This window comes from Variovorax sp. HW608 (assembly GCF_900090195.1).
Lineage (GTDB): Bacteria > Pseudomonadota > Gammaproteobacteria > Burkholderiales > Burkholderiaceae_C > Variovorax.
Window position 1 is genome coordinate 4,281,464 of the sequence record NZ_LT607803.1, and the last position, 18,418, is coordinate 4,299,881.

The window sequence follows — 18,418 nt, forward strand, 5'->3', positions numbered from 1 at the left end:
CCATGAGCGAGACGCTGACCCCCTACCGCAAGCCGCTTCCCGTCATCGACGTATGGAGCAAGCCCTTCTGGAATGCCTGCCGTGAGCATCGCCTGCTCATGCAGCGCGATAAAGCGACCGGCGAGTTCTGGTTTCCGCCTTCGCCCGTGGCGCCGCGCACGCTCTCCAAGGAATGGGAATGGGCTGAGCTCTCCGGTTTTGGCACCGTCGCGTCGTGGGTCGTCTTCCATCAGAAATACTACGCGGGCTTCGCGGACGAGCTGCCGTACAACGTGGCAATGGTCGAGCTGGATGAAGGCCCGTTGATCTTCACCAACCTAGTGGGTATTGCGAACGATGACATCCGCATTGGCCAGCGTGTCCGTGTGGCATTCCGTGATGCCAACGAGCAGGTTTCGATTCCGGTCTTCGAGCCGGCGGGCGAGGATGCTCGATGAGCGCACTGCAAGAACCCGTTCTACTGGAAGACCGTGGCGACTACGGGCTGATCCGGCTGAACCGGCCGGCCCAACGCAATGCCATGAACGGGGCGGCGCGCAAAGGACTGCTGCAATGCCTCGAACGAGCCCGCGGCGCACACAAGGTCCTGGTTATCGCGGGACAGGACGGCAGCTTCTGCAGCGGCGTAGACCTGAAGGAGGTCGCATCAGCCAGCCAGCGCGAACGCGAGCTGGCGCCCCGCGAATGGGTGGACGTATTGCTGGCAATCCGCCGCCATCCGGCTGTCTTCATCGCTGCCGTTGGTGGTTACGCGCTGGGCGGCGGCGTGTCGTTGATCAATGTGTGCGACCTCGCGATTGCCGCAGACGAAGCGCTGATCGGCATGCCCGAACTCGGCTTCGGGATGTACCCCGCGATGGCGGGCCCCTCGACGCAGATGGTGCTGCCCGCGAAACATGCGGCCTGGATGGTGTTGACCGCTGACCGCATCGACGGTCGCACGGCCGTCCAGTGGGGACTGGTGAACCAGAGTGTGCCGCTGGCCGAACTCGAGAGCGCCACCGATGCGCTGGCGAAGCGGATTGCCCGGCACGACGCCGTCGCGCTGTCCGAGAGCAAGCGTGCGCTCGAGATGGTCCCGAGGCGCATCGCCGAGTTGGAGCCGGCCTTCGACTACGCGATGGGCCTCAATGTGGGGATCAGGGCGCGCACGACGGCGCAGGCGGAAGGCATCGCAGCCTTCAAGGAAAAAGCATGACGCGGCCGCTTCAAGGCCGCGTCGTGCTCGAGGCCGTCTCTGCACGGAGCAGTTGGGGTGTGCGGCTGGCGGTGGCTTTCGCGGGACGAATCGCTGCCGACCTTGGGGCACGGGTCATTTGCCTGCAGCCTGCCGGCGAGTCCGCGCTGCCCGACTCGAGCGCCGCGGTTGAAGAGGCTTCTGCGCTCCATGCGTTTCTCGGCGCCGGCAAGAACATCGTGACGGGCGTAGCCGGCGACGCCGCCACAGCGCTGGCGCGTGAACTGGCGGGCAGCGCGAATGCCTTGCTGGGGGATGGCTGGCTGCGCGATGCCGCGGCCGATGCGCTCGGCCGGGGTCTGATTGCAGATGCTCCGCGGGCAATCGTTCAGATGAGCATGTTGCCCCTCCAGCATGCCCACGATCGGCCGGCCAGCGAATTTACCGTCGAGGCGGAGAGCGGCTTGCTGGACTTGGTCGGCGACGATGGGCGCGAGCCCGTGCGGCTTGCCGGTCACCAGGTTGCATACTCGGCCGGGCTTGCCGCATACACCGGCATGGTGGCGGCCTTCTGCCGCCGGGGGCCGGTACCCGCACCCGTCCGGGTGAGCCTGTTGGAGACAGCCTTGTGGCTGAACTGGAAGAACCTGGCGACGGTTTCAATTGGCGAGATGCCCGCCACGCGGTCGGGCCAAGCTATGAGCTGGCCGGTCGTGCGATGCGCAGACGGCTGGGTGGCCGTGGTCTACCAACCGCACGAGTGGGAGACGCTGCGCGACATGCTAGGTGATCCGCGCCTGCAGGAACCTCGGTTCAGCACGCCCGCAGGTCGCGCCGCCCACGCGGCCGAACTCTCGGCGCTGTTCGAAGCTTCGCTGACCAACTCGACACGCGCCGAGGTGAATGCGCTCGCCGTGCGGCACCGGCTGCCCCTGGGCGTTGTGCAAAGCGCCGGCGAGCTGGCGGAGGATCCGCACTACAAGGCGCGTGGGTTTGTGCATTCCGTCGCTTCGGATGCGGGCAACGTGTCCATGCCACGTCTTCCGGTCCTCTGGGGAGGAGAGCTGTTCGCGCCCGGTCGGATTCCGGCGCGTAACGTGCAGGAAGAGGAGGCGTGGGCATGAACGGTCCTCTCGCGGGATGCAGGGTGCTGGATCTGGGCATCATTACCGCCGGCGCGGCGACCTCGGCCATGCTGGCTGACCTCGGCGCCCAGGTGATCAAGGTGGAATCGCCGGGTTATCACGATCCGTTCCGGCGCTGGAGCGGGCCGGGGGGCGCCGGCGATTCGCCGTTCTTCCGCTTCACCAATCGCAACAAGCAGGGAATCGGCATCGACATCAAACGGCCTGAGGGCAGGGCGGTGTTCATGCGTCTGGTGGCTCGGTCTGACGTGGTCGTGGAGAACTTCCGGCGTGGCGTGCTGGCCAAGCTCGGCATCGACTACCCGCAGCTACGCGAGGTGCGCCCCTCCATCATCCTGGCCTCGCTGTCCAGCCATGGTGAATTCGGCCCGGACGCCGAGCGGGTGTCGTTCGGCACCACGCTCGAAGCGATGTCCGGCCTTGCCGCGGAAACGGGCTATGACGGCGGGACCCCTACTGTGAGTGGTCGCGACTTGAACTATCCCGACCAAGTCGTCGCGATCTTTGCCGCGGGCATGGTGGCCACAGCCTGGCCTGCAGCCCAGGGCGGCCAGGGAGTACACCTGGACCTTTCACAGCGCGAGTTGACCAGCTTCCTGCTCGGCGAGCGGTTCGTGCAGGGGGCTTCGGGCCAGCCCCGGGGCAATGTGGATCCGCTCTATGCGCTGCAGGATTGCTATGCGGCCCGGGACCATGCATGGATTGCCGTCAGTGTGGAGCAAAGACAACTTTCGTCGCTGGCTGCATTGGTCGCTGATTCAGCCGTAGGCCTGATGCAGGATCGCTTGGCGCGGTGGATCGCAACCCGCACGGCCGAGGAGGCCGTAGAGGCATTGGCTGCACTGGGTATCGCTGCTGCGCCCGTTGGCGACGGGCGCGCAGTCGCTCAGAGACGGGGCATCGCCTGGCGGGAGGCCATCGGGATGCTGCCGGATGGCTCGCTGGCCAAGGGTTTCCCTTTCCAGTTCGAGGAGGAGCCGATGAGGTTAATGCAGCCAGCGCCGTCGATAGGGCAGGACACCGCGCAGGTCTTGCAGGAGGTCGGCGGTTACACGCCGCAGGAGATCGCGGCCTTGCGCAAGGATGGCGTGATCGAATGCGCGGACGCCTGACCCTCTTCGCGTCAGTCTTCGCCGAGCCAGGTGGCCCCCACCCAACGGCCCTCCCGGATCAGGGCCCGGGTGAGCTTATTCAGCTCGTTGGCCACGGCGCGAACCGCCAGGGAGTTGCGGCGCATCATCGACACGGCGATGCCGGTGCGGCGCTGGAGCTCCTCGCCGGCGATCGGCGTGAACCGCACCTGCCCGCCGGCCATCTCCGGGGCCACGATACTGATGGGCAGGACTGCATAGCCGAGGTTCAGTCGCACCAGCTCCTTCTGCACTCGCGTGTCGTTGGTCTCGGCGACGACATTGAGCTTGACGCCCTGGGCCTCGCTGGCGTGGTCGAGGATCAGGCGCAGCCCCCGGTAGAAGGTCGGCAGGATCAGGGGCAGGCTTACCAGGCGCTGCAACCCGATCGGCTCGCATCCATGGTCTTCCAAAGCCGGGCCGCCTACCAGGCACAGCTGCTCCGCGAACAGCGGCTGCATGTCCAACTGGCTCGACTGCTTGTAGTCGGTCAACATGGCCAAGCCGACATCACCCGACTCCAGCCACTCGCGCAAGCGGTCCGAATACCCCGTGAAGATTCGCAGCAGCAGATCCGGGTGGCTGGCCCGAAGCGCGGCTACCAGCGGAGCGGCGACGAGCTCGCTGTGGCTCGTCAGAAGGCCCAGTTCCACCGGGCCACGCACCGCGCCCGGGTTGGCGGCCAGGATGTCTGTGCGTGCGCCATCGATTTCGCGCAGCGCGCGCCGCGCCCGGTCGATCAGGCGCGCACCTGCATCTGTGAGGTCCATGCCGCGTGCGGTGCGTTCAAACAGCGTAGTGCCCAGTTCTTCCTCGAGCATGCGCAGCTGGCGCGACAGCGCGGGCTGCACCAAGTGCAAGGTTTCAGAGGCACGGGTGATGCTGCCGGTATCGGCGATGGCCAGAAATGCGCGCAGCTGCTTGATGTCCACCTCGGGTCTCCTCGTCGCGTAACTCCGCCGCGCTCGTCATTGGATTCTAAGCAACGGAGTGTCGAGCTAGGAGCCTGCGCAACTTGCGGCGCCACCCGGGAACATTGAATATTGATCAGGAGACAAAGATGATGATGAATCGACGCACAGCTCTCGTTATGTTGGGTGGCTCGGTGCTGGCGCATGTCGCGCGGGCACAGTCCTACCCCAGCCGTCCGATCAAGCTCGTGATACCCACGTCCGCGGGCGGCATCGCGGACTACGTTGGTCGCAGTGCCGGCGAGATCATGGCCCGAAGCTTGGGCCAGCCGTTGGTGATGGAGAACCGTCCCGGAGGCGCCTCGACGCTCGCTGCCAATGTGGTCGCGCACGCGCCGCCAGATGGCTACACGATGCTCATGAGCACTGAGTTCAACATGGCGACCGCGGCCCTGCTGCGCAAGGACCTCAGCTACGACCCGCGCAAAGACCTCGCACCCGTCGGTGTGCTGGCCCGATTCCCACTTGGCCTCATCGTGAACGCCAAATTGCCGGTGCGTACCGTGCGTGAGCTGGTGAGCTACCTGCGAGCCCACCCCGGCGCCGTGAACTACGCGTCTGCCGGCGCCGGCACGGGCTATCACCTGGCTGCCGAAATGTTCATGGCCCAGAACGATGTGCAGATGGTGCACATACCGTACCCCGGCGGCGCGCCGATGACAACTTCGCTCGTGCGCCGCGACACGGAAGTGGCGTTTGCCGCGCTCAATACCTATCTGCCTCACGTTCGGTCCGGTGAACTCCGGGTCCTGGCAATCGCCAACGACAAGCGAATTGCTGCGGTGCCCGATGTCCCCACGTTTGCCGAAGCAGGGTTCCCTGCGTTCGATGCAGACATGCACGTCGGGCTCGCAGTACCCAGTGGCGTTGCGCCCGATGTCATCCAGAAACTGCACGCCGCGTTGGCGAAGGTGTGGGCGGACGATGCCTTGCGCGCGCGGATGGCGATCTCCGGAGTAGAGATCGCGTCGCAACACACCCCGCAAGACTATGCGGAACAACTCGCTCGCGAGGGTCGTCGCTGGCAGGCGCTGATTGCCAAGAACAAGCTGCGCATGGAGTGAGGGAGGTCATGATGGAACAGTTTGCAACCGCATATGCCTACTACAGGGGCGGCACCAGCAAGGCCGCTATCGTGAAGCGTTCGGACCTGCCACCGATGCGAAGCGCTTCGGACTTGGACGCTTGGGTGCTGGCTGTGATGGGGTCCCCCGATCGCCGTCAGATCGACGGCCTCGGCGGCGCCGATCCGCTGACCAGCAAGTTCGCAATCGTAGGCCCCGCCACGAGGCCCGATGCGGACGTGGATTACACCTTCCTGCAGGTTGTTCCCGAGCGAGCCACCGTCATCCAGGACATCAACTGCGGCAACATCTCTGCGGCCATAGGCCCGTTCTCCATAGATGAAGGACTGGTGGCGCCCCGCGCGCCCATCACTTCGGTGCGCATCCACGCCACCAACTTGGGCCAGATCATTCACGCCGAAGTGGAAGTGGGTGAGGACGGCAAGGCCCGCGTGCTAGGGTCCCAGCGCATCGATGGCGTGCCCGGCACCGGTGCGCCCGTGCGGTTGGATTTCAGGGAGCTGGCGGGAGGTGCGACGGGGCGTTTGCTTCCGACCGGGCGCATACGCGATCGGCTGGTCGTAGATGGCAGGAAGCTCGAGGTCTCCATCGTTGATCTCGCAAACCTGGTCTGCTATGTGCGGGCCGAGGACCTTGGCGTGGCGGGGACCGAAGACCCGCTGGCGATGCAGGCGAACCGCGAACTGATGCAGTTGTGCGAGCGCATACGGCTGGAAGCTGCTCTGCTCTCCGGCATCGCGAAGGACATGGAGTCGGCCATCCGCAATCCGCCTTCCACGCCTTGGCTGGCGATCGTCAGCGCGCCGCGGTCCTGGCACGACCATGCGACGGGCGAACGGCACGAGGCCCATGAGTGTGACATCGGCGCACGTCTCTACGCGCGGGGCGGTAACGTGCACAAGGCATATCCGGGTACAGGAAGCGCCTGCCTAGGCGTTGCTTCCATGCTGGAGGGAAGCGTGGCGCATGAGCTTGTCAGCACGGATGTGCACGCCACGGGCACGATCCGGATCGGGCACCCATGTGGCGTGCTCGATGTCGCCGCTGCCATCGAAAACCAGGCTGGCGTCAATCCCGTCGTACGTTGTGCGGCGTTCGTGCGAACTGCCCGCCGGATCGCAGATGGGCGGGTCTACACCGCTGTGGACCGTCTGCCATGGCTCTCGGAATCGGCTGCGCGCTGAGCCGGCGCGCGCCATACCGAACCTGTATCTGAGACCTCGCATCTTTCTATTGGACGCTGTCGCCTGAGGGCGGCAGCATCCCTGTCATTCAACGATTGAATCGGCAGGAGACAGATCCATGAATTTCCAGCACATCGCCAAGCGCGCAGGACGGCCTGCATGACCGCCGTGACCTTTGTTCAGGCCACCGGCGAGCGCCAGACCGTGCAAGGCCTCGAGAATGAATCCGTGATGCAGGTTGCGCGTCGCCACGGCGTTCCCGGCATCGTCGCTGACTGTGGCGGCGAGCTCTCGTGCGCCACGTGCCACGTGATGGTAGATGAGCAATGGCTTGCGGCATTGCCCGCCCGCTCCGCCGTCGAGGAAGAGATGCTCGACTGCACGGCAGAGATGCCAACGGTGTGCAGCCGCCTCGCGTGCCAAGTGCGTCTCACGCCGGCCCTCGAAGGTCTCGTCGTCCACGTGCCGCGTTCGCAGAAATGAGTACCGCTGAAGCCCGCGAGTACGGCGCTATCGTGATCATCGGCGCGGGCCAGGCCGGCGCCGAGGTCGCGATGGAACTGCGCGCCTGTGGCTACACCGGGTCCGTCACGCTGGTGAACGATGAGGCGGGCGTGCCCTATGCACGGCCGCCGCTCTCGAAGGCCTACCTTCTGGGCGGGGCAACCGAAGCCGACTTGGCCTTCCGGCCGGCCAACATGTATGCCGAGCAGCGCATCGAACTTCTGTCGGGCTCGGTTGAATCTATTGGCCGAGAGAGCAGGCGCGTCCGCCTGCATCATGGGCTCGAGCTTCCCTACGACGCCGTCATCCTCGCGACCGGTGGCCAGCCACGGCGCCTTGTCGGTAACGACATCGAGTGTGCACTGAACGTCCACTACCTCAAGACACTGCCGCACGCCACTGCGCTCAAGGAGAGCCTGCGCACGAGCTCGAAGCTGGTGATCGTGGGCGGCGGTTACATCGGGCTCGAAGCCGCAGCGGCCGCCCGCCAGCTCGGGTTGCAAGTGACCGTGCTCGAAGCGCAGCCGCGGTTGCTGGCGCGGGTCACATCGGAGCCGGTTTCGGACTTCTATCGGCGCCTGCACGAATCGCGCGGCGTCGATGTCCGGCTGGCGGTGCAGATTTCCTCATTCGAGTTCGCAGCGGACGGGCGCGTGACGGCGGTCGTCCTCGCGGGCGGAGAGCGTGTTGCGTGCGACGCCCTGCTGGTGGGAATCGGCCAGCAGCCACGAACGGAACTGGCGGAAGCGGCCGGGCTCGAGGTGGCCGAGGGTGTTCTCGTGGATGCGGCCTGCCGCTCCAGCGACCCCTGCATCCTCGCCATCGGAGATTGCGCACGGCAGCACTGCGGACCGGATCGGGCGCTGCGCCGTATCGAGTCGGTGGACAACGCCTTGCAGCAGGCGCGCATCGCCGCGGCCGCGCTCACCGGAAGGCCGCTTCCTGTTCGCGCGGCCCCATGGTTCTGGTCGAACCAGTACGACGCGCGGCTGCAAAGCGTGGGCATCTACACGCCCGATTGCGAGCGCGTGGTGCGCGGAGACCCGCAGGCCGACAGCCGCTTCAGCGTCTGGTACCTGAAGGCAGGCGTCCCGGTTGCAGCCGACGTCGTGTCCAGTCCGCGGGACTTTGCTGCTGCGCGCAAGCTCGTCGGCAGCGAAGCGAGCGTTGCGGCCTCGATGCTGGCCGACATCTCAGTGCCGCTGAACTACCTGGCGAGCGGAGCCAATGGGGCGTGCGCCGCGTGGCAAAACCCCTCCACCCCTTCACCCATTCAAGTACCTGTATGAGCAACCTTTCCCATGTTTCTACTCGATTCGACGCCAGCTCGGATCGCGACTACCGGATGCTGATCGATGGCGAATGGGTCACTGCGCAAAGCGGTGAAACGTTCCGCTGCGTCGATCCCTACGAGGACCGCGAATGGGGCCGCATTCCCTCAGCGGGGGCGGAGGACGTGGACCGTGCCGTGAGAGCTGCACGCCGTGCATTCGACAGTGGCGGCTGGCCTCAGACGCCACCGGCGCAACGCGCCGCGTTGCTGCGTCGATTGGGAGATCTCATCGAGCAGCACGCTGACGAACTCGCGAGGATCCAGATTCAGGAGAACGGCAAGCTAATCGGTGAGATGAGCCGTGGCACGTTCATGCTCGGCGCGCACGCACGCTACGTCGCCGGCTTGGTGGAGAACCTGCACGGCGAGACCATCGAAACCGGCTTCCCGAACATGAGCACGAGCACCGTGCGCGAGCCGCTCGGCGTCGTGGCGGCCGTCACGCCGTGGAACACGCCGCTCGGGCTGCTCGCCTGGAAGCTGTTCCCGGCACTGGGCGCCGGTTGCACGCTTGTGATCAAACCGTCGGAAGTGACGCCGACCTCCACGCTGCGCCTGGCGGAGCTCTGCATGCAAGCTGGCTTTCCGCCGGGGGTAGTGAACGTGCTTACCGGCTATGGCCAGACCGCGGGCGCTCCGCTCGTAGCTCATCCGGGTGTGGACAAGATCGCTTTCACCGGGTCCACGCAGGGCGGCCGCGCCATGCTGAAGTCCGCTGCTGACCGCATCGGTCGCGTGACGCTCGAGCTCGGTGGGAAGTCGCCCAACATCGTCTTCAAGGACGCGGACATCGACAACGCCGTGCATGGCGCGATGGCCGGCATCTTTGCGGCCACCGGCCAGACCTGCATGGGTGGCTCGCGGCTGCTGGTCGAGGACAGCATCTATGACGAATTCACGCGCCGGCTAGCTGCCGCAGCGGAGACCCTGCGTCTCGGCGATCCGCTGGATCCGACGACGGAGGTTGGCCCGCTGGCGTGTCGTGCGCAACTGGGCAAAGTACTGGAGTACATCGACATCGGCAAGTCGGAAGGCGCGCGCCTCCTGGCCGGTGGCTATCGCGACCATGCGTCGGCCACCCGCGCGGGATTCTTTGTGCGGCCCACGGTATTTGCCGACGTGGACAACCGGTCGCGTCTGGCCCAGGAGGAGATCTTCGGCCCGGTCGTGGCCGCGATCCGCTTCACTGATGAAGCTGAGGCCGTCGCGCTCGCTAACGACGTCGACTTCGGCCTTGCGGCAGCGGTATGGACGCGCGACTCCGCCCTGGCCCAACGCATGGCGCGCCGGCTGCGCGCCGGAACGGTGTGGGTCAATACCTACCGCATGGTTCACCACACGATGCCGTTCGGCGGGTTCAAGCAGAGCGGTCTGGGCCGTGAACTCGGCCCGCACGCGCTTGACGAATACACCGAAACCAAGTCGATCTGGATCGACTTGGGCAACCGGCAAACCTTCGGCCGCCGTTGAGCGGCCGCGAATCGCGACAAAGGAGACCAGCATGAGCGCCGCAGCCGCCGTACAGATTCCCAACCTGGCCAACCAGGAAACCTTCGTGGCCGGCGTGCCTCACGAAGCCTTCGATGCCATTCGTGCCATGTCGGGCCTCTATTGGCAACCGGTTGAGCGCGGCACGCTCAACGGCGGCTTCTGGGCCGTGACGCGGGCCAAGGACATCGCTGCGGTGGAAAGTGATCCCGCGACGTTCACGTCCAACCATGGCCCCTACTTTCCACTTCCGGGGAAGAACCCCGAGAACATCCTCTGGAATGACCCTCCCAAGCACGGGGAACTCCGCCGGGGGGTGGCGAAGACTTTCGGCCCCCGGGTGGTCGCGAATTTCGACGGCTGGGTGCGGCCGATCGTGATCGAGGCGTTGGATGCCTACGTCGCCAAGGGCGGTGGCGATTTTGTGCCGGAGGTGGCGGCGTTGATCCCATCGCGCGTGATGGCGCGGGTGATTGGCGTGCCTCGCAACGAGGAATTGCGGGTCGTAAAGTGGACGTTCGACATCTTCGCCGCCATGCAGGTGCCGGACGGCGGCAAGACCTTCTGGGCGGTGAATAACCCAATCCGCGACTACATGTGGGAACTGCGAGCCGCGAAGCTGAGGGAGCCTGTCGATGACATGGCCACCGCGCTTGCGCAGGCGCAGGAACGTGGCGAATTGAGTGAGGCAGAGTACCGTTCCTTCACCAGCGTGCTGCTACTGGCCGGCTTCGAGACGACTCACACGGCCATGGCCCAAGCGATGCGCATGATCGTGGAAGACGAGGCGATCGCCCGGATGACCGACGAAGCAGTTGCCAACGGCACGCTCGACGCTCTCGTGGACGAGTTCCTACGCTACATCACGCCGGCCATGAACATGGCGCGCGTCGCTACGCGGGATCTGGAGTTCGCCGGCACGAAGATCCGCGAAGGGGACGTAATGCAGCTGTACTTTGTCTCGGCCAATCGTGACCCCGAGATCTTCGAGGAGCCGCATCGCTTCAATCCGTCACGCTCGCGGAAGAACCACATGGCCTTCGGCGGCGGTTGCCATGCATGCCTGGGCGCGCCTCTCGCCAAGCTGGAGCTGCGCATCCTGTTCGAGGAGATGCATCGCCGCGGTATCCGCCTGCGGCCGGACGGCGAGCCGCGCCGTGGCCGCAATACGATGATCAACCAACTGCTGTCGCTGCCGCTGGCGGTTGCCTGAGCCATGAAGACGCTGGACAACGCGGTCGTCGTCGTCACCGGAGGGGCTGCCGGCATCGGTCGCGCACTTGCGATCGAAGCAGCGGCCCGCGGAGCGGCCGTTCTCATTGGCGACGTGCAGGACGCCCAGCCCACGGTGGATGCAATCACCATCAGCGGCGGCCGGGCCGAGTGGCGGCGTTGCGACATGACGCAGTACTCGGACGTTGCCAACCTTGCGGCGTATGTCGTGAAGCGATTCGGCGGCGTCAACGTACTGTGCAACAACGCCGGTCGGGGTGTTCCAGGCGCATTGCATGCGACCGATCCCGCTATGGCCCGCCAGGTGCTCGACCTCAACGTGTTGGGACTCTTCCATGGCATCCATGCCTTTACATCGCAACTGCAGGCGGCCGCCAGTGCCGGCCGCCCAGCGTTCATCCTGAACACCGGGTCCGAGCACTCGCTGGGAGTGCCGCCTCATGTCGGACCGATGAGTGTGTATACGGCCAGCAAGTTCGCGGCCCTGGGGCTGACAGAAACAGCGGCGCGGGATCTCGCTCCACTCGGCATCAAGGTGTCGTTGCTGACTCCAGGGTGGGTGCGCACCGAGCGCGTCGCGGCCTTAATCGGTTCGTCCGTCGAGGCTGCCGCGCGGATCGAGCCCTATGCGCAGGATTCCGCGGAGGTCGCTGCCAAAGCGTTCGACGGCCTCGCAGCCGGGCATCTGATCATCGCGACGAATCCCGCAAGTCGGGAGTTCGCGATGGCTCACGCCCGTCAGTTGATGGCGGAGGTCCAGCGTCTTCCTCTGCTCGCAGGCCACCCTGAACACGAGAACACAGCGACGGAAACTAAGGGCCGCTGCCCCTTCATGCACGGCAATCCCTGATCTTGAACGGACAAGCAAATGAACAAGACCTGGCTCATTACCGGAACCAGCGGCGGCTTCGGGCGCGCGCTGGCGGAACAGCTCCTCGCCCGGGGTGACCGGGTGGCTGCCACCACGCGCAAGCTCAGCGCGCTCGGTGAGCTTGCAGTGCGATTCGGCGATCGCCTCTGGCGCAGCGAACTCGACATTACTGACAACGCGGCGATCGGATTCGTTGTCGACAAAGCCTTCGCCGACCTTGGCCGCATCGACGTGGTCGTGAGCAACGCGGGCTACGGGCTCTTTGGCGCGGCCGAGGAGGTGAGCGACGAGCAGCTGCTCCGCCAGCTCGACGTGAACCTGCTGGGCTCGATGCGGTTGGTGCGGGCGGTGTTGCCGCACCTGCGGGCGCAAGGCGGTGGGCGCATCTTGCAGGTATCCAGCGTGGGAGGGCAGGTGGCCTATCCCAGTCTGAGCGTGTACCACGCGAGCAAGTGGGGCATCGAAGGCTTCATCGAAGCGCTCATTCCCGAGGTCGCGGCCTTCGGCATCCAGGCTACGCTGGTGGAGCCGGGCGGCGCGCGCACGGATTGGGCGGGATCGAGCGCCGAGCGCGCGCAACCGCTGCCCGCCTATGAAGAGTCGACCGTGGGCGCGATGCGGCGTCGCATGGCCGCCGCCGGGTTGCAGGCCTTCCGCGGAGACCCGCAGAAGATTGCGAAGGCCATGATCGCCTGTGCCGACCAACCACAGGCGCCGCGCCGCCTAGCCCTGGGCAGCGATGCCTACGAAGCCCTGCATTCGGCCTTGTTCGCGCGCCTGACTGCGCTCGAGGAGCAGAAGGCGATCGCGCTGTCCACCGACGTAGACGTCTAGGCGAGCGCGAACATTCCCAATTAACGAGGAGACAAAATGATCATGTTCAGATTCGCGGCGTGGGCCGCGGTCTTGGCGCTGGCCGCCTATACGACGACTTTCGCGCAGAAAAAGTACGACGCCGGCGCGTCGGACACAGAGATCAGGATTGGCAACACCGCTCCATATTCCGGGGCGCTCTCCAATGCAAGCTCCGGTCCGAAGGCGATGAAGGCGTACTTCGTCCAGGCCACGGTGCAGGTGATTCGCCAAACAGGCGACGACCTGACGCATGAGAACATCATGAAGCACGCGGCTAACCTTGATGTCACCCTGCCCATGTTGCTGCCGGGCATCAACGTGAAGACAAGCGCCGATGACTACTTTCCGCTCGAACGCATGAAGATGATGCGCTTCACCGGCACCTACTGGGAGCTGTTTGGGAAGGTCTACGGACGTTGATCGGCTGCAATGGCAATGAACCGCAGCGTACATGTGGCCGGCGTGGGCCTGGCCCCTTTCATTGTCCCGCAGCCGGACACCAATGCCGCTTTGCTGGGCGCACACGCCGCTAGCGCGGCGCTGGCCGACGCATCACTGAACGGCAGCCTGGTGCAACGCGCATTGGTGGCCTCCGCAAACCAGGGCGCGGATTGGCCTTTCGCCGCGACCTGTGCTGCGGAGATGGCCGGTATTCCTGCATTCCGTGTGAGCCCAGATGACATCGGCGGTGCCCAGGCGTTATGTCGGGCTCGCGAAGCAGTCGCGAAGGGGTCATTGGAGTGCGCGCTCGTCCTGGGCGTGCAGGCGGGCGGCGCCTGTTCCAAGCCAAGCGGCGCCCACGTCGAAGCCCCGGCCTGCTCCCCATGCACTGAAATGAGGCTGATTGGAGCGCGCAAGGAAACGTTCGCGCGCATCGCGGGGAAGGCCCGGTTGCATGCCGCGCGGAATCCGCTAGCGCCCGAGCGGCGTGGCATGGAACTGTCAGAGATCCCGAGGTCGGACGCATTCGAGGAGCTGCTTGTGCGTTTGACATGCAGTGTGCCCCGCGCGGGCGCTGCGGCCGCGGTCTTGTGCAGCGCGGACTTCGCGCGCCGGCATCGGCTCGACAAGCGTGTGTCCATTGCCGCTCAGGGCGTCGAACGAATGGTCGGTGGCGACGATGTGCCGCGGGCCAGCGAGTGCGCAGCGCGGAAGGCGTATGCGGAGGCTGGCGTCGGGCCGGAGCATCTCGACTTGGTCGAATTGCATGACGACTGCGCTGCGAGCGAACTGCTCGCCTATGAGTCGTTGCACCTTGTGCCGAAGGGCAGCGCAGAACAATTCGTGCTCGACGGCGAGAACACTTACGGGGGGCTCGTGGTCACCAATCCATCTGGGGGATTGCTGGGCCTTGGCAACGCCGGGGCGGCGAACGCGCTGGCGCAGTGCACTGAGTTGGTGTGGCAGCTTCGTGGCGCGGCTCGCCTGCGGCAGGTGGACGGCGCCCGCACGGCGTTGCAGCACTCCGTGGATCACAAGAGCGGCACTTGCGTCGTGACGCTGTATCGGGCCGAAGAGAGGTGAGTGCAATGCTTAGTTGTCAGGAAATCTCATGCAGCTTGAGCGTTCTTGTCTCGCGTGTTCGTGCTGGCGGACCTACATTGCGCAGCGTTCGCTCTGCACGTTCTCACAACGGTTAACAGGATTGACCATGCACCGCATCACGACACATGCCGCCTTTCCGACCCTGCGTGGTCGCAGGCTGTTTCTCGCCCTTGCATCAGCTTGCACGCTGCTGGCCTCCGTGCCGACGCGTGCGGCCGATCACTTTCCCGCCCGCCCGATCACGCTCATCCTGCCGTTTCCGGCCGGCGGAGTTTCCGATGGACAGCTGCGTGCGCTCGCCGCTGCGGCCTCGAAGGACCTTGGCCAGCCTATCGTCGTTGTGAACCGGCCGGGCAATGGCGGCACGCTCGCGCCGGTCGCGATGGCTCGCAACTCGGCACCCGATGGCTACACGATCGCGTTGGCGGTGCGCACCCTGTTGCGCTTGCCGCACCTCACCAAGGTGAGCTACGACCCCTTGCACGACTTCACTTACATCATTGGCTTGAGCGGGTTCTCGTTCGGGATCGTCGTGCGCGACGATGCTCCCTGGAGGACCCTCAAGGACATGCTCGATGACGCCCACGCCCGGCCCGGCGCCATCGCCTACGGTGCGACCGGTCGTGGCAGCAGCGGCCATGTGGCCCTGGAGCGCCTCGCCCGGGCAGCCGGCGTGCGCCTGAATTTCGTGCCTTACAAGGGAACGGCGGAAGTGGCAAACGACCTGCTGGGTGGCCACCTTGCCGTGTATTCGGACGCCGGCTGGGGGGGGCTGCTCGAGTCGGGCAAAGTGCGCGTCCTGGCAACGATGGGCGAGACGCGGCCGAAGCGCTGGCCGCAGATTCCAACACTGAAGGAATTGGGCTACGACATCGTCGTTACCTCACCGATTGGCCTGATCGGCCCGCGGAATATGGATCCTGCGATCGTGGCGCGCCTGCACGACGCCTTCCATAAGGCGATGGGCGATCCTGCCTACCTTCGTCTGATGGAACAGAACGACCAGGTGCCCGAGTACTTGGGTAGTGAAGCCTATGCGCAATCCGCAGCGCGCGAGTTCGCTCGAGAGAAGGCCTTCGTGCAAGAACTGGGCATCACACTGGAATGACGACGATGTACCTCACCCAAGGACTGCATCGGGCCGTGCAGCAGTTTCCGGAAAAGCCCGCAACCATCTACGCGGGCAAGACGCACTCGTTTCGCGAGCTGGCTGAACGCGCCGGCCGGGTCGCGGGCATGCTCCAGGGCCTGGACGTGCGCGCCGGCGACCGTGTCGCGATCCTGGCGCACAACTCCGACAGCTATGTCGAATTGCTGCTGGGGATCTGGTGGGCCGGTGCGGTCGCGGCGCCCGTGAACACGCGCTGGAGCGTGACCGAAATAGCGTACTCGCTCACTGACTGCGGCTCGGCCGTTCTGGTAGTGGATGACGCCTTCCTGCCGCTCGTTGATGCGATCCGGGCTGCCGCGGCAGTCGTGCGCCAGGTCGTGCATGCCGGCAACGCATCTCATGCGGAAGGGCTTCTTTCTTACGAAGCGCTGCTGCAGTCCTGCGAACCGATCACCGATGTGCGGCGCGGCGGCAATGAACTGGCGGCCATCCTGTACACGGGCGGCACCACCGGCTTCCCGAAGGGCGTGATGCTTTCGCACGCGAATCTCTGGTGTGGTGCGCTCACGCGCTTGGCGGAAATGTTCAGCCCACGCGACAGCGTGGCCTTGCTGGTGACGCCGTTCTTTCACGTCTCCGGGCTATTTCGGTTTGTCATGCAGCTCGTGCTCGGCGCGAGCAATGTCATGGAGCCGCAGTTCCGCCCTGAAACCGTGATTGAGGCGATCGAGCGCCACGGCGTAACGGACATCGTGCTCGTGCCCAGCATGCTTCAGATGCTGCTGGACCATCCCGCGTTCCACGCCGGCCGGCTGCGCAGCCTGCAACGGCTCTCCTACGGTGCGTCGCCCATGCCTCCTGCGCTGCTAGATCGGGCCATGCACGCGCTCCCGCATGTTGGCTTCTGCAGTTCTTACGGCATGACCGAGACCTCCGGCGTGGTGAGTGTGCTGGGCCCCTTCACCGAGGCAGACCGCAAGGAGATGGGCGAGGCAGTGCGCTCCGTGGGGCGTGTCGGCCTCGGCGCCGAACTCCGCATCATCGACTCCGGTGGTCGCGACTTGCCACCGGGAGACGTCGGTGAAATCGTGCTGCGCGGCGTGGCCGTCATGCAAGGCTATTGGAACAAGCCCTCCGAAACCGCAGCCGCGCTACGCGACGGCTGGCTGTATACGGGCGACGCAGGATGGCGCGATGACGCCGGCCACATCTACGTGGTAGATCGGCTCAAGGACATGGTGATCACCGGCGGCGAGAACGTCTACTCCGCGGAGGTCGAGGCGGCGCTGATGGCGCACCCGGCCGTGTCCGCCTGCGCCGTGATCGGCGTGCCGAGCGCTTTGTGGGGCGAAGCCGTGCACGCCGTCGTCATCCTGCGGCCGGGCGCAACGTCGGATGGCGAGTCCCTGCGCGACCACTGCCGCACACGCCTCGCAGGCTACAAGTGCCCGAAAAGCTTCGCCTTTGTCGAAAGCCTGCCGCTCTCGGCGGCCGGCAAGGTCCTGAAGACTCGGTTGCGCGATGAGTACCTGTCCCGCGCAACCGTGTGATCCCCTTTTTTTGCATTTCCTCCAAGGAAGATCGATGAACTACCAAAACCGCCCCGTCCACGTCGTGGGCGTCGGCATGATTCAATTCACCAAGCCGGGCACCAGCGAACCCTACGACGTCATGGGCGCGCGGGCAGTGAAGCTTGCCCTCGATGACGCCCGGCTGGATTACCAGCTCGTGGAGCAAGCACATGTCGGCTACGTCTATGGCGACTCCACCGCCGGCCAGGCAGCCCTGTACCAGGTCGGGCTGAGCGGCATCCCGGTCTTCAACGTCAACAACAATTGCGCCACCGGCTCCAGCGCGCTGTTCCTGGCGCGTCAGGCGGTGGAGAGCGGCGCGGTGGAGTGCGCACTGGCGTTGGGCATGGACCAGATGGTTCCCGGCGCACTGAAGGGTGCTTTTGACGATCGCCCGTCGCCCATGCAGCGCTTTGCCGACACGATGGCCGCGCACCAGGGCTACGAGCCGCAGACCCCGCGCGCCGCCCAGTTCTTCGGCGGCGCAGGGCGCGACTACATGGCGCAGTACGGGACTCAGCCCGAGACGTTTGGGCGCATCTCCGTCAAGGCGCGCCAGCATGCGGCACGTAACCCGCTGGCCGTGTTCCGACAAGTGCTCTCGCTCGAAGAGGTGATGGCATCGCCCAAGGTGTTCGATCCGCTGACGCGCTACCAATGCTGCCCGCCAACTTGCGGCGCGGCAGCGGCCATCGTGTGTTCGGCTGATTTCGCGCGCAAGCATGGTCTGGACATGAGCGTGGTGATCGCAGCCCAAGCCATGACCACCGATACGCCGTCCAGTTTCGAAAGCAACGACATGCGGAAGCTGGTCGGGTATGACATGACAGCGCAAGCGGTGAAGTGGGTCTACGAGCGCAGTGGCGTCGGTCCCGAAGATGTGGATGTCGTCGAACTGCACGACTGCTTCACGGCCAACGAACTCATCTCGTACGAGGCGCTGGGCCTGACCGCACCCGGCACGGCGGAGAAGTTCGTGCTCGATGGCGACAACACCTACGGCGGCCGCTATGTCGTCAATCCCTCGGGCGGGCTGCTGTCCAAGGGCCACCCACTCGGCGCCACTGGCCTGGCGCAGTGCGCAGAGCTGGTGTGGCAGTTGAGGGGACAGGCCGATCAGCGCCAGGTCGAAGGCGCGCGCGTGGCGCTGCAGCACAACCTGGGGCTTGGCGGAGCCTGCGTCGTCACGCTCTACCAGCGCGCTTGAGGGCAGCA

18 protein-coding genes are annotated in these 18,418 nt (G+C 65.5%); 17 read left to right on the forward strand and 1 reads right to left on the reverse strand.

The features are described from left to right. Positions 1-2: 2 nt before the first annotated feature. Genes VAR608DRAFT_RS20120 through VAR608DRAFT_RS20135 form a run of 4 tightly spaced genes read left to right on the forward strand, consistent with a single transcriptional unit; the run spans position 3 to position 3,434 of the window. Complete coding sequence (locus VAR608DRAFT_RS20120; protein ID WP_088955664.1) at positions 3-437, forward strand: Zn-ribbon domain-containing OB-fold protein; 435 nt, start codon at positions 3-5, stop codon at positions 435-437. After that, positions 434-1,198, forward strand: coding sequence for an enoyl-CoA hydratase/isomerase family protein (locus tag VAR608DRAFT_RS20125; protein WP_088955665.1), 765 nt, complete (start codon positions 434-436; stop codon positions 1,196-1,198). Before VAR608DRAFT_RS20120 ends, VAR608DRAFT_RS20125 begins: the two co-directional genes overlap by 4 nt. Further along, the gene (locus VAR608DRAFT_RS20130) at positions 1,195-2,301 is read left to right on the forward strand and encodes a CoA transferase (protein ID WP_088955666.1); all 1,107 of its coding nucleotides are present in this window, start codon (positions 1,195-1,197) and stop codon (positions 2,299-2,301) included. Before VAR608DRAFT_RS20125 ends, VAR608DRAFT_RS20130 begins: the two co-directional genes overlap by 4 nt. Beyond that, entirely contained in the window at positions 2,298-3,434 is a 1,137-nt protein-coding gene (locus VAR608DRAFT_RS20135; RefSeq protein WP_157731062.1) for a CaiB/BaiF CoA transferase family protein, read from the forward strand. The genes VAR608DRAFT_RS20130 and VAR608DRAFT_RS20135 overlap by 4 nt, the downstream gene beginning before the upstream one ends. Positions 3,435-3,445: 11 nt before the next feature. Here the strand turns inward: VAR608DRAFT_RS20135 and VAR608DRAFT_RS20140 are convergent, their stop codons facing one another. Continuing rightward, positions 3,446-4,384 (reverse strand): LysR family transcriptional regulator, encoded by a 939-nt coding sequence (locus VAR608DRAFT_RS20140; RefSeq protein WP_088955668.1) that lies wholly within the window; start codon positions 4,382-4,384, stop codon positions 3,446-3,448. A 128-nt stretch (positions 4,385-4,512) separates the two neighbouring features. On the opposite strand from VAR608DRAFT_RS20140, the gene VAR608DRAFT_RS20145 reads away from it, so the two are divergent. The 13 genes from VAR608DRAFT_RS20145 to VAR608DRAFT_RS20205 all read left to right on the forward strand — a co-directional run bounded on the left by VAR608DRAFT_RS20145 (position 4,513) and on the right by VAR608DRAFT_RS20205 (position 18,410). Beyond that, positions 4,513-5,487: a Bug family tripartite tricarboxylate transporter substrate binding protein gene (locus VAR608DRAFT_RS20145; RefSeq protein ID WP_088955669.1), complete on the forward strand. Its 975-nt coding sequence runs from the start codon at positions 4,513-4,515 to the stop codon at positions 5,485-5,487. 8 nt (positions 5,488-5,495) lie between these two features. Further along, positions 5,496-6,692: a PrpF domain-containing protein gene (locus VAR608DRAFT_RS20150; RefSeq protein WP_088955670.1), complete on the forward strand. Its 1,197-nt coding sequence runs from the start codon at positions 5,496-5,498 to the stop codon at positions 6,690-6,692. A 159-nt stretch (positions 6,693-6,851) separates the two neighbouring features. After that, positions 6,852-7,175 (forward strand): 2Fe-2S iron-sulfur cluster-binding protein, encoded by a 324-nt coding sequence (locus VAR608DRAFT_RS20155; RefSeq protein WP_088955671.1) that lies wholly within the window; start codon positions 6,852-6,854, stop codon positions 7,173-7,175. 32 nt (positions 7,176-7,207) lie between these two features. Beyond that, positions 7,208-8,485: an NAD(P)/FAD-dependent oxidoreductase gene (locus tag VAR608DRAFT_RS20160; RefSeq protein ID WP_197700396.1), complete on the forward strand. Its 1,278-nt coding sequence runs from the start codon at positions 7,208-7,210 to the stop codon at positions 8,483-8,485. Further along, the gene (locus tag VAR608DRAFT_RS20165) at positions 8,482-9,999 is read left to right on the forward strand and encodes an aldehyde dehydrogenase (RefSeq protein WP_088955673.1); all 1,518 of its coding nucleotides are present in this window, start codon (positions 8,482-8,484) and stop codon (positions 9,997-9,999) included. The genes VAR608DRAFT_RS20160 and VAR608DRAFT_RS20165 overlap by 4 nt, the downstream gene beginning before the upstream one ends. A gap of 31 nt (positions 10,000-10,030) precedes the next feature. Beyond that, positions 10,031-11,230, forward strand: coding sequence for a cytochrome P450 (locus VAR608DRAFT_RS20170; RefSeq protein ID WP_088955674.1), 1,200 nt, complete (start codon positions 10,031-10,033; stop codon positions 11,228-11,230). Between the two features lie 3 nt (positions 11,231-11,233). After that, complete coding sequence (locus tag VAR608DRAFT_RS20175) at positions 11,234-12,100, forward strand: SDR family NAD(P)-dependent oxidoreductase (RefSeq protein WP_088955675.1); 867 nt, start codon at positions 11,234-11,236, stop codon at positions 12,098-12,100. Positions 12,101-12,118: 18 nt separating this feature from the next. Beyond that, positions 12,119-12,955 (forward strand): SDR family oxidoreductase, encoded by an 837-nt coding sequence (locus VAR608DRAFT_RS20180; RefSeq protein ID WP_088955676.1) that lies wholly within the window; start codon positions 12,119-12,121, stop codon positions 12,953-12,955. 36 nt (positions 12,956-12,991) lie between these two features. Further along, positions 12,992-13,396 (forward strand): hypothetical protein, encoded by a 405-nt coding sequence (locus VAR608DRAFT_RS20185; protein ID WP_088955677.1) that lies wholly within the window; start codon positions 12,992-12,994, stop codon positions 13,394-13,396. Positions 13,397-13,405: 9 nt separating this feature from the next. Beyond that, positions 13,406-14,500, forward strand: a complete 1,095-nt coding sequence (locus VAR608DRAFT_RS20190; protein ID WP_231972904.1) for a thiolase C-terminal domain-containing protein — start codon at positions 13,406-13,408, stop codon at positions 14,498-14,500. Between the two features lie 127 nt (positions 14,501-14,627). Then, positions 14,628-15,629: a Bug family tripartite tricarboxylate transporter substrate binding protein gene (locus tag VAR608DRAFT_RS20195; protein WP_157731063.1), complete on the forward strand. Its 1,002-nt coding sequence runs from the start codon at positions 14,628-14,630 to the stop codon at positions 15,627-15,629. Positions 15,630-15,634: 5 nt separating this feature from the next. Beyond that, entirely contained in the window at positions 15,635-17,182 is a 1,548-nt protein-coding gene (locus VAR608DRAFT_RS20200; protein ID WP_088955678.1) for a class I adenylate-forming enzyme family protein, read from the forward strand. Between the two features lie 34 nt (positions 17,183-17,216). Next, positions 17,217-18,410: a lipid-transfer protein gene (locus VAR608DRAFT_RS20205; protein ID WP_088955679.1), complete on the forward strand. Its 1,194-nt coding sequence runs from the start codon at positions 17,217-17,219 to the stop codon at positions 18,408-18,410. The last annotated feature ends 8 nt before the right edge of the window (positions 18,411-18,418 follow it).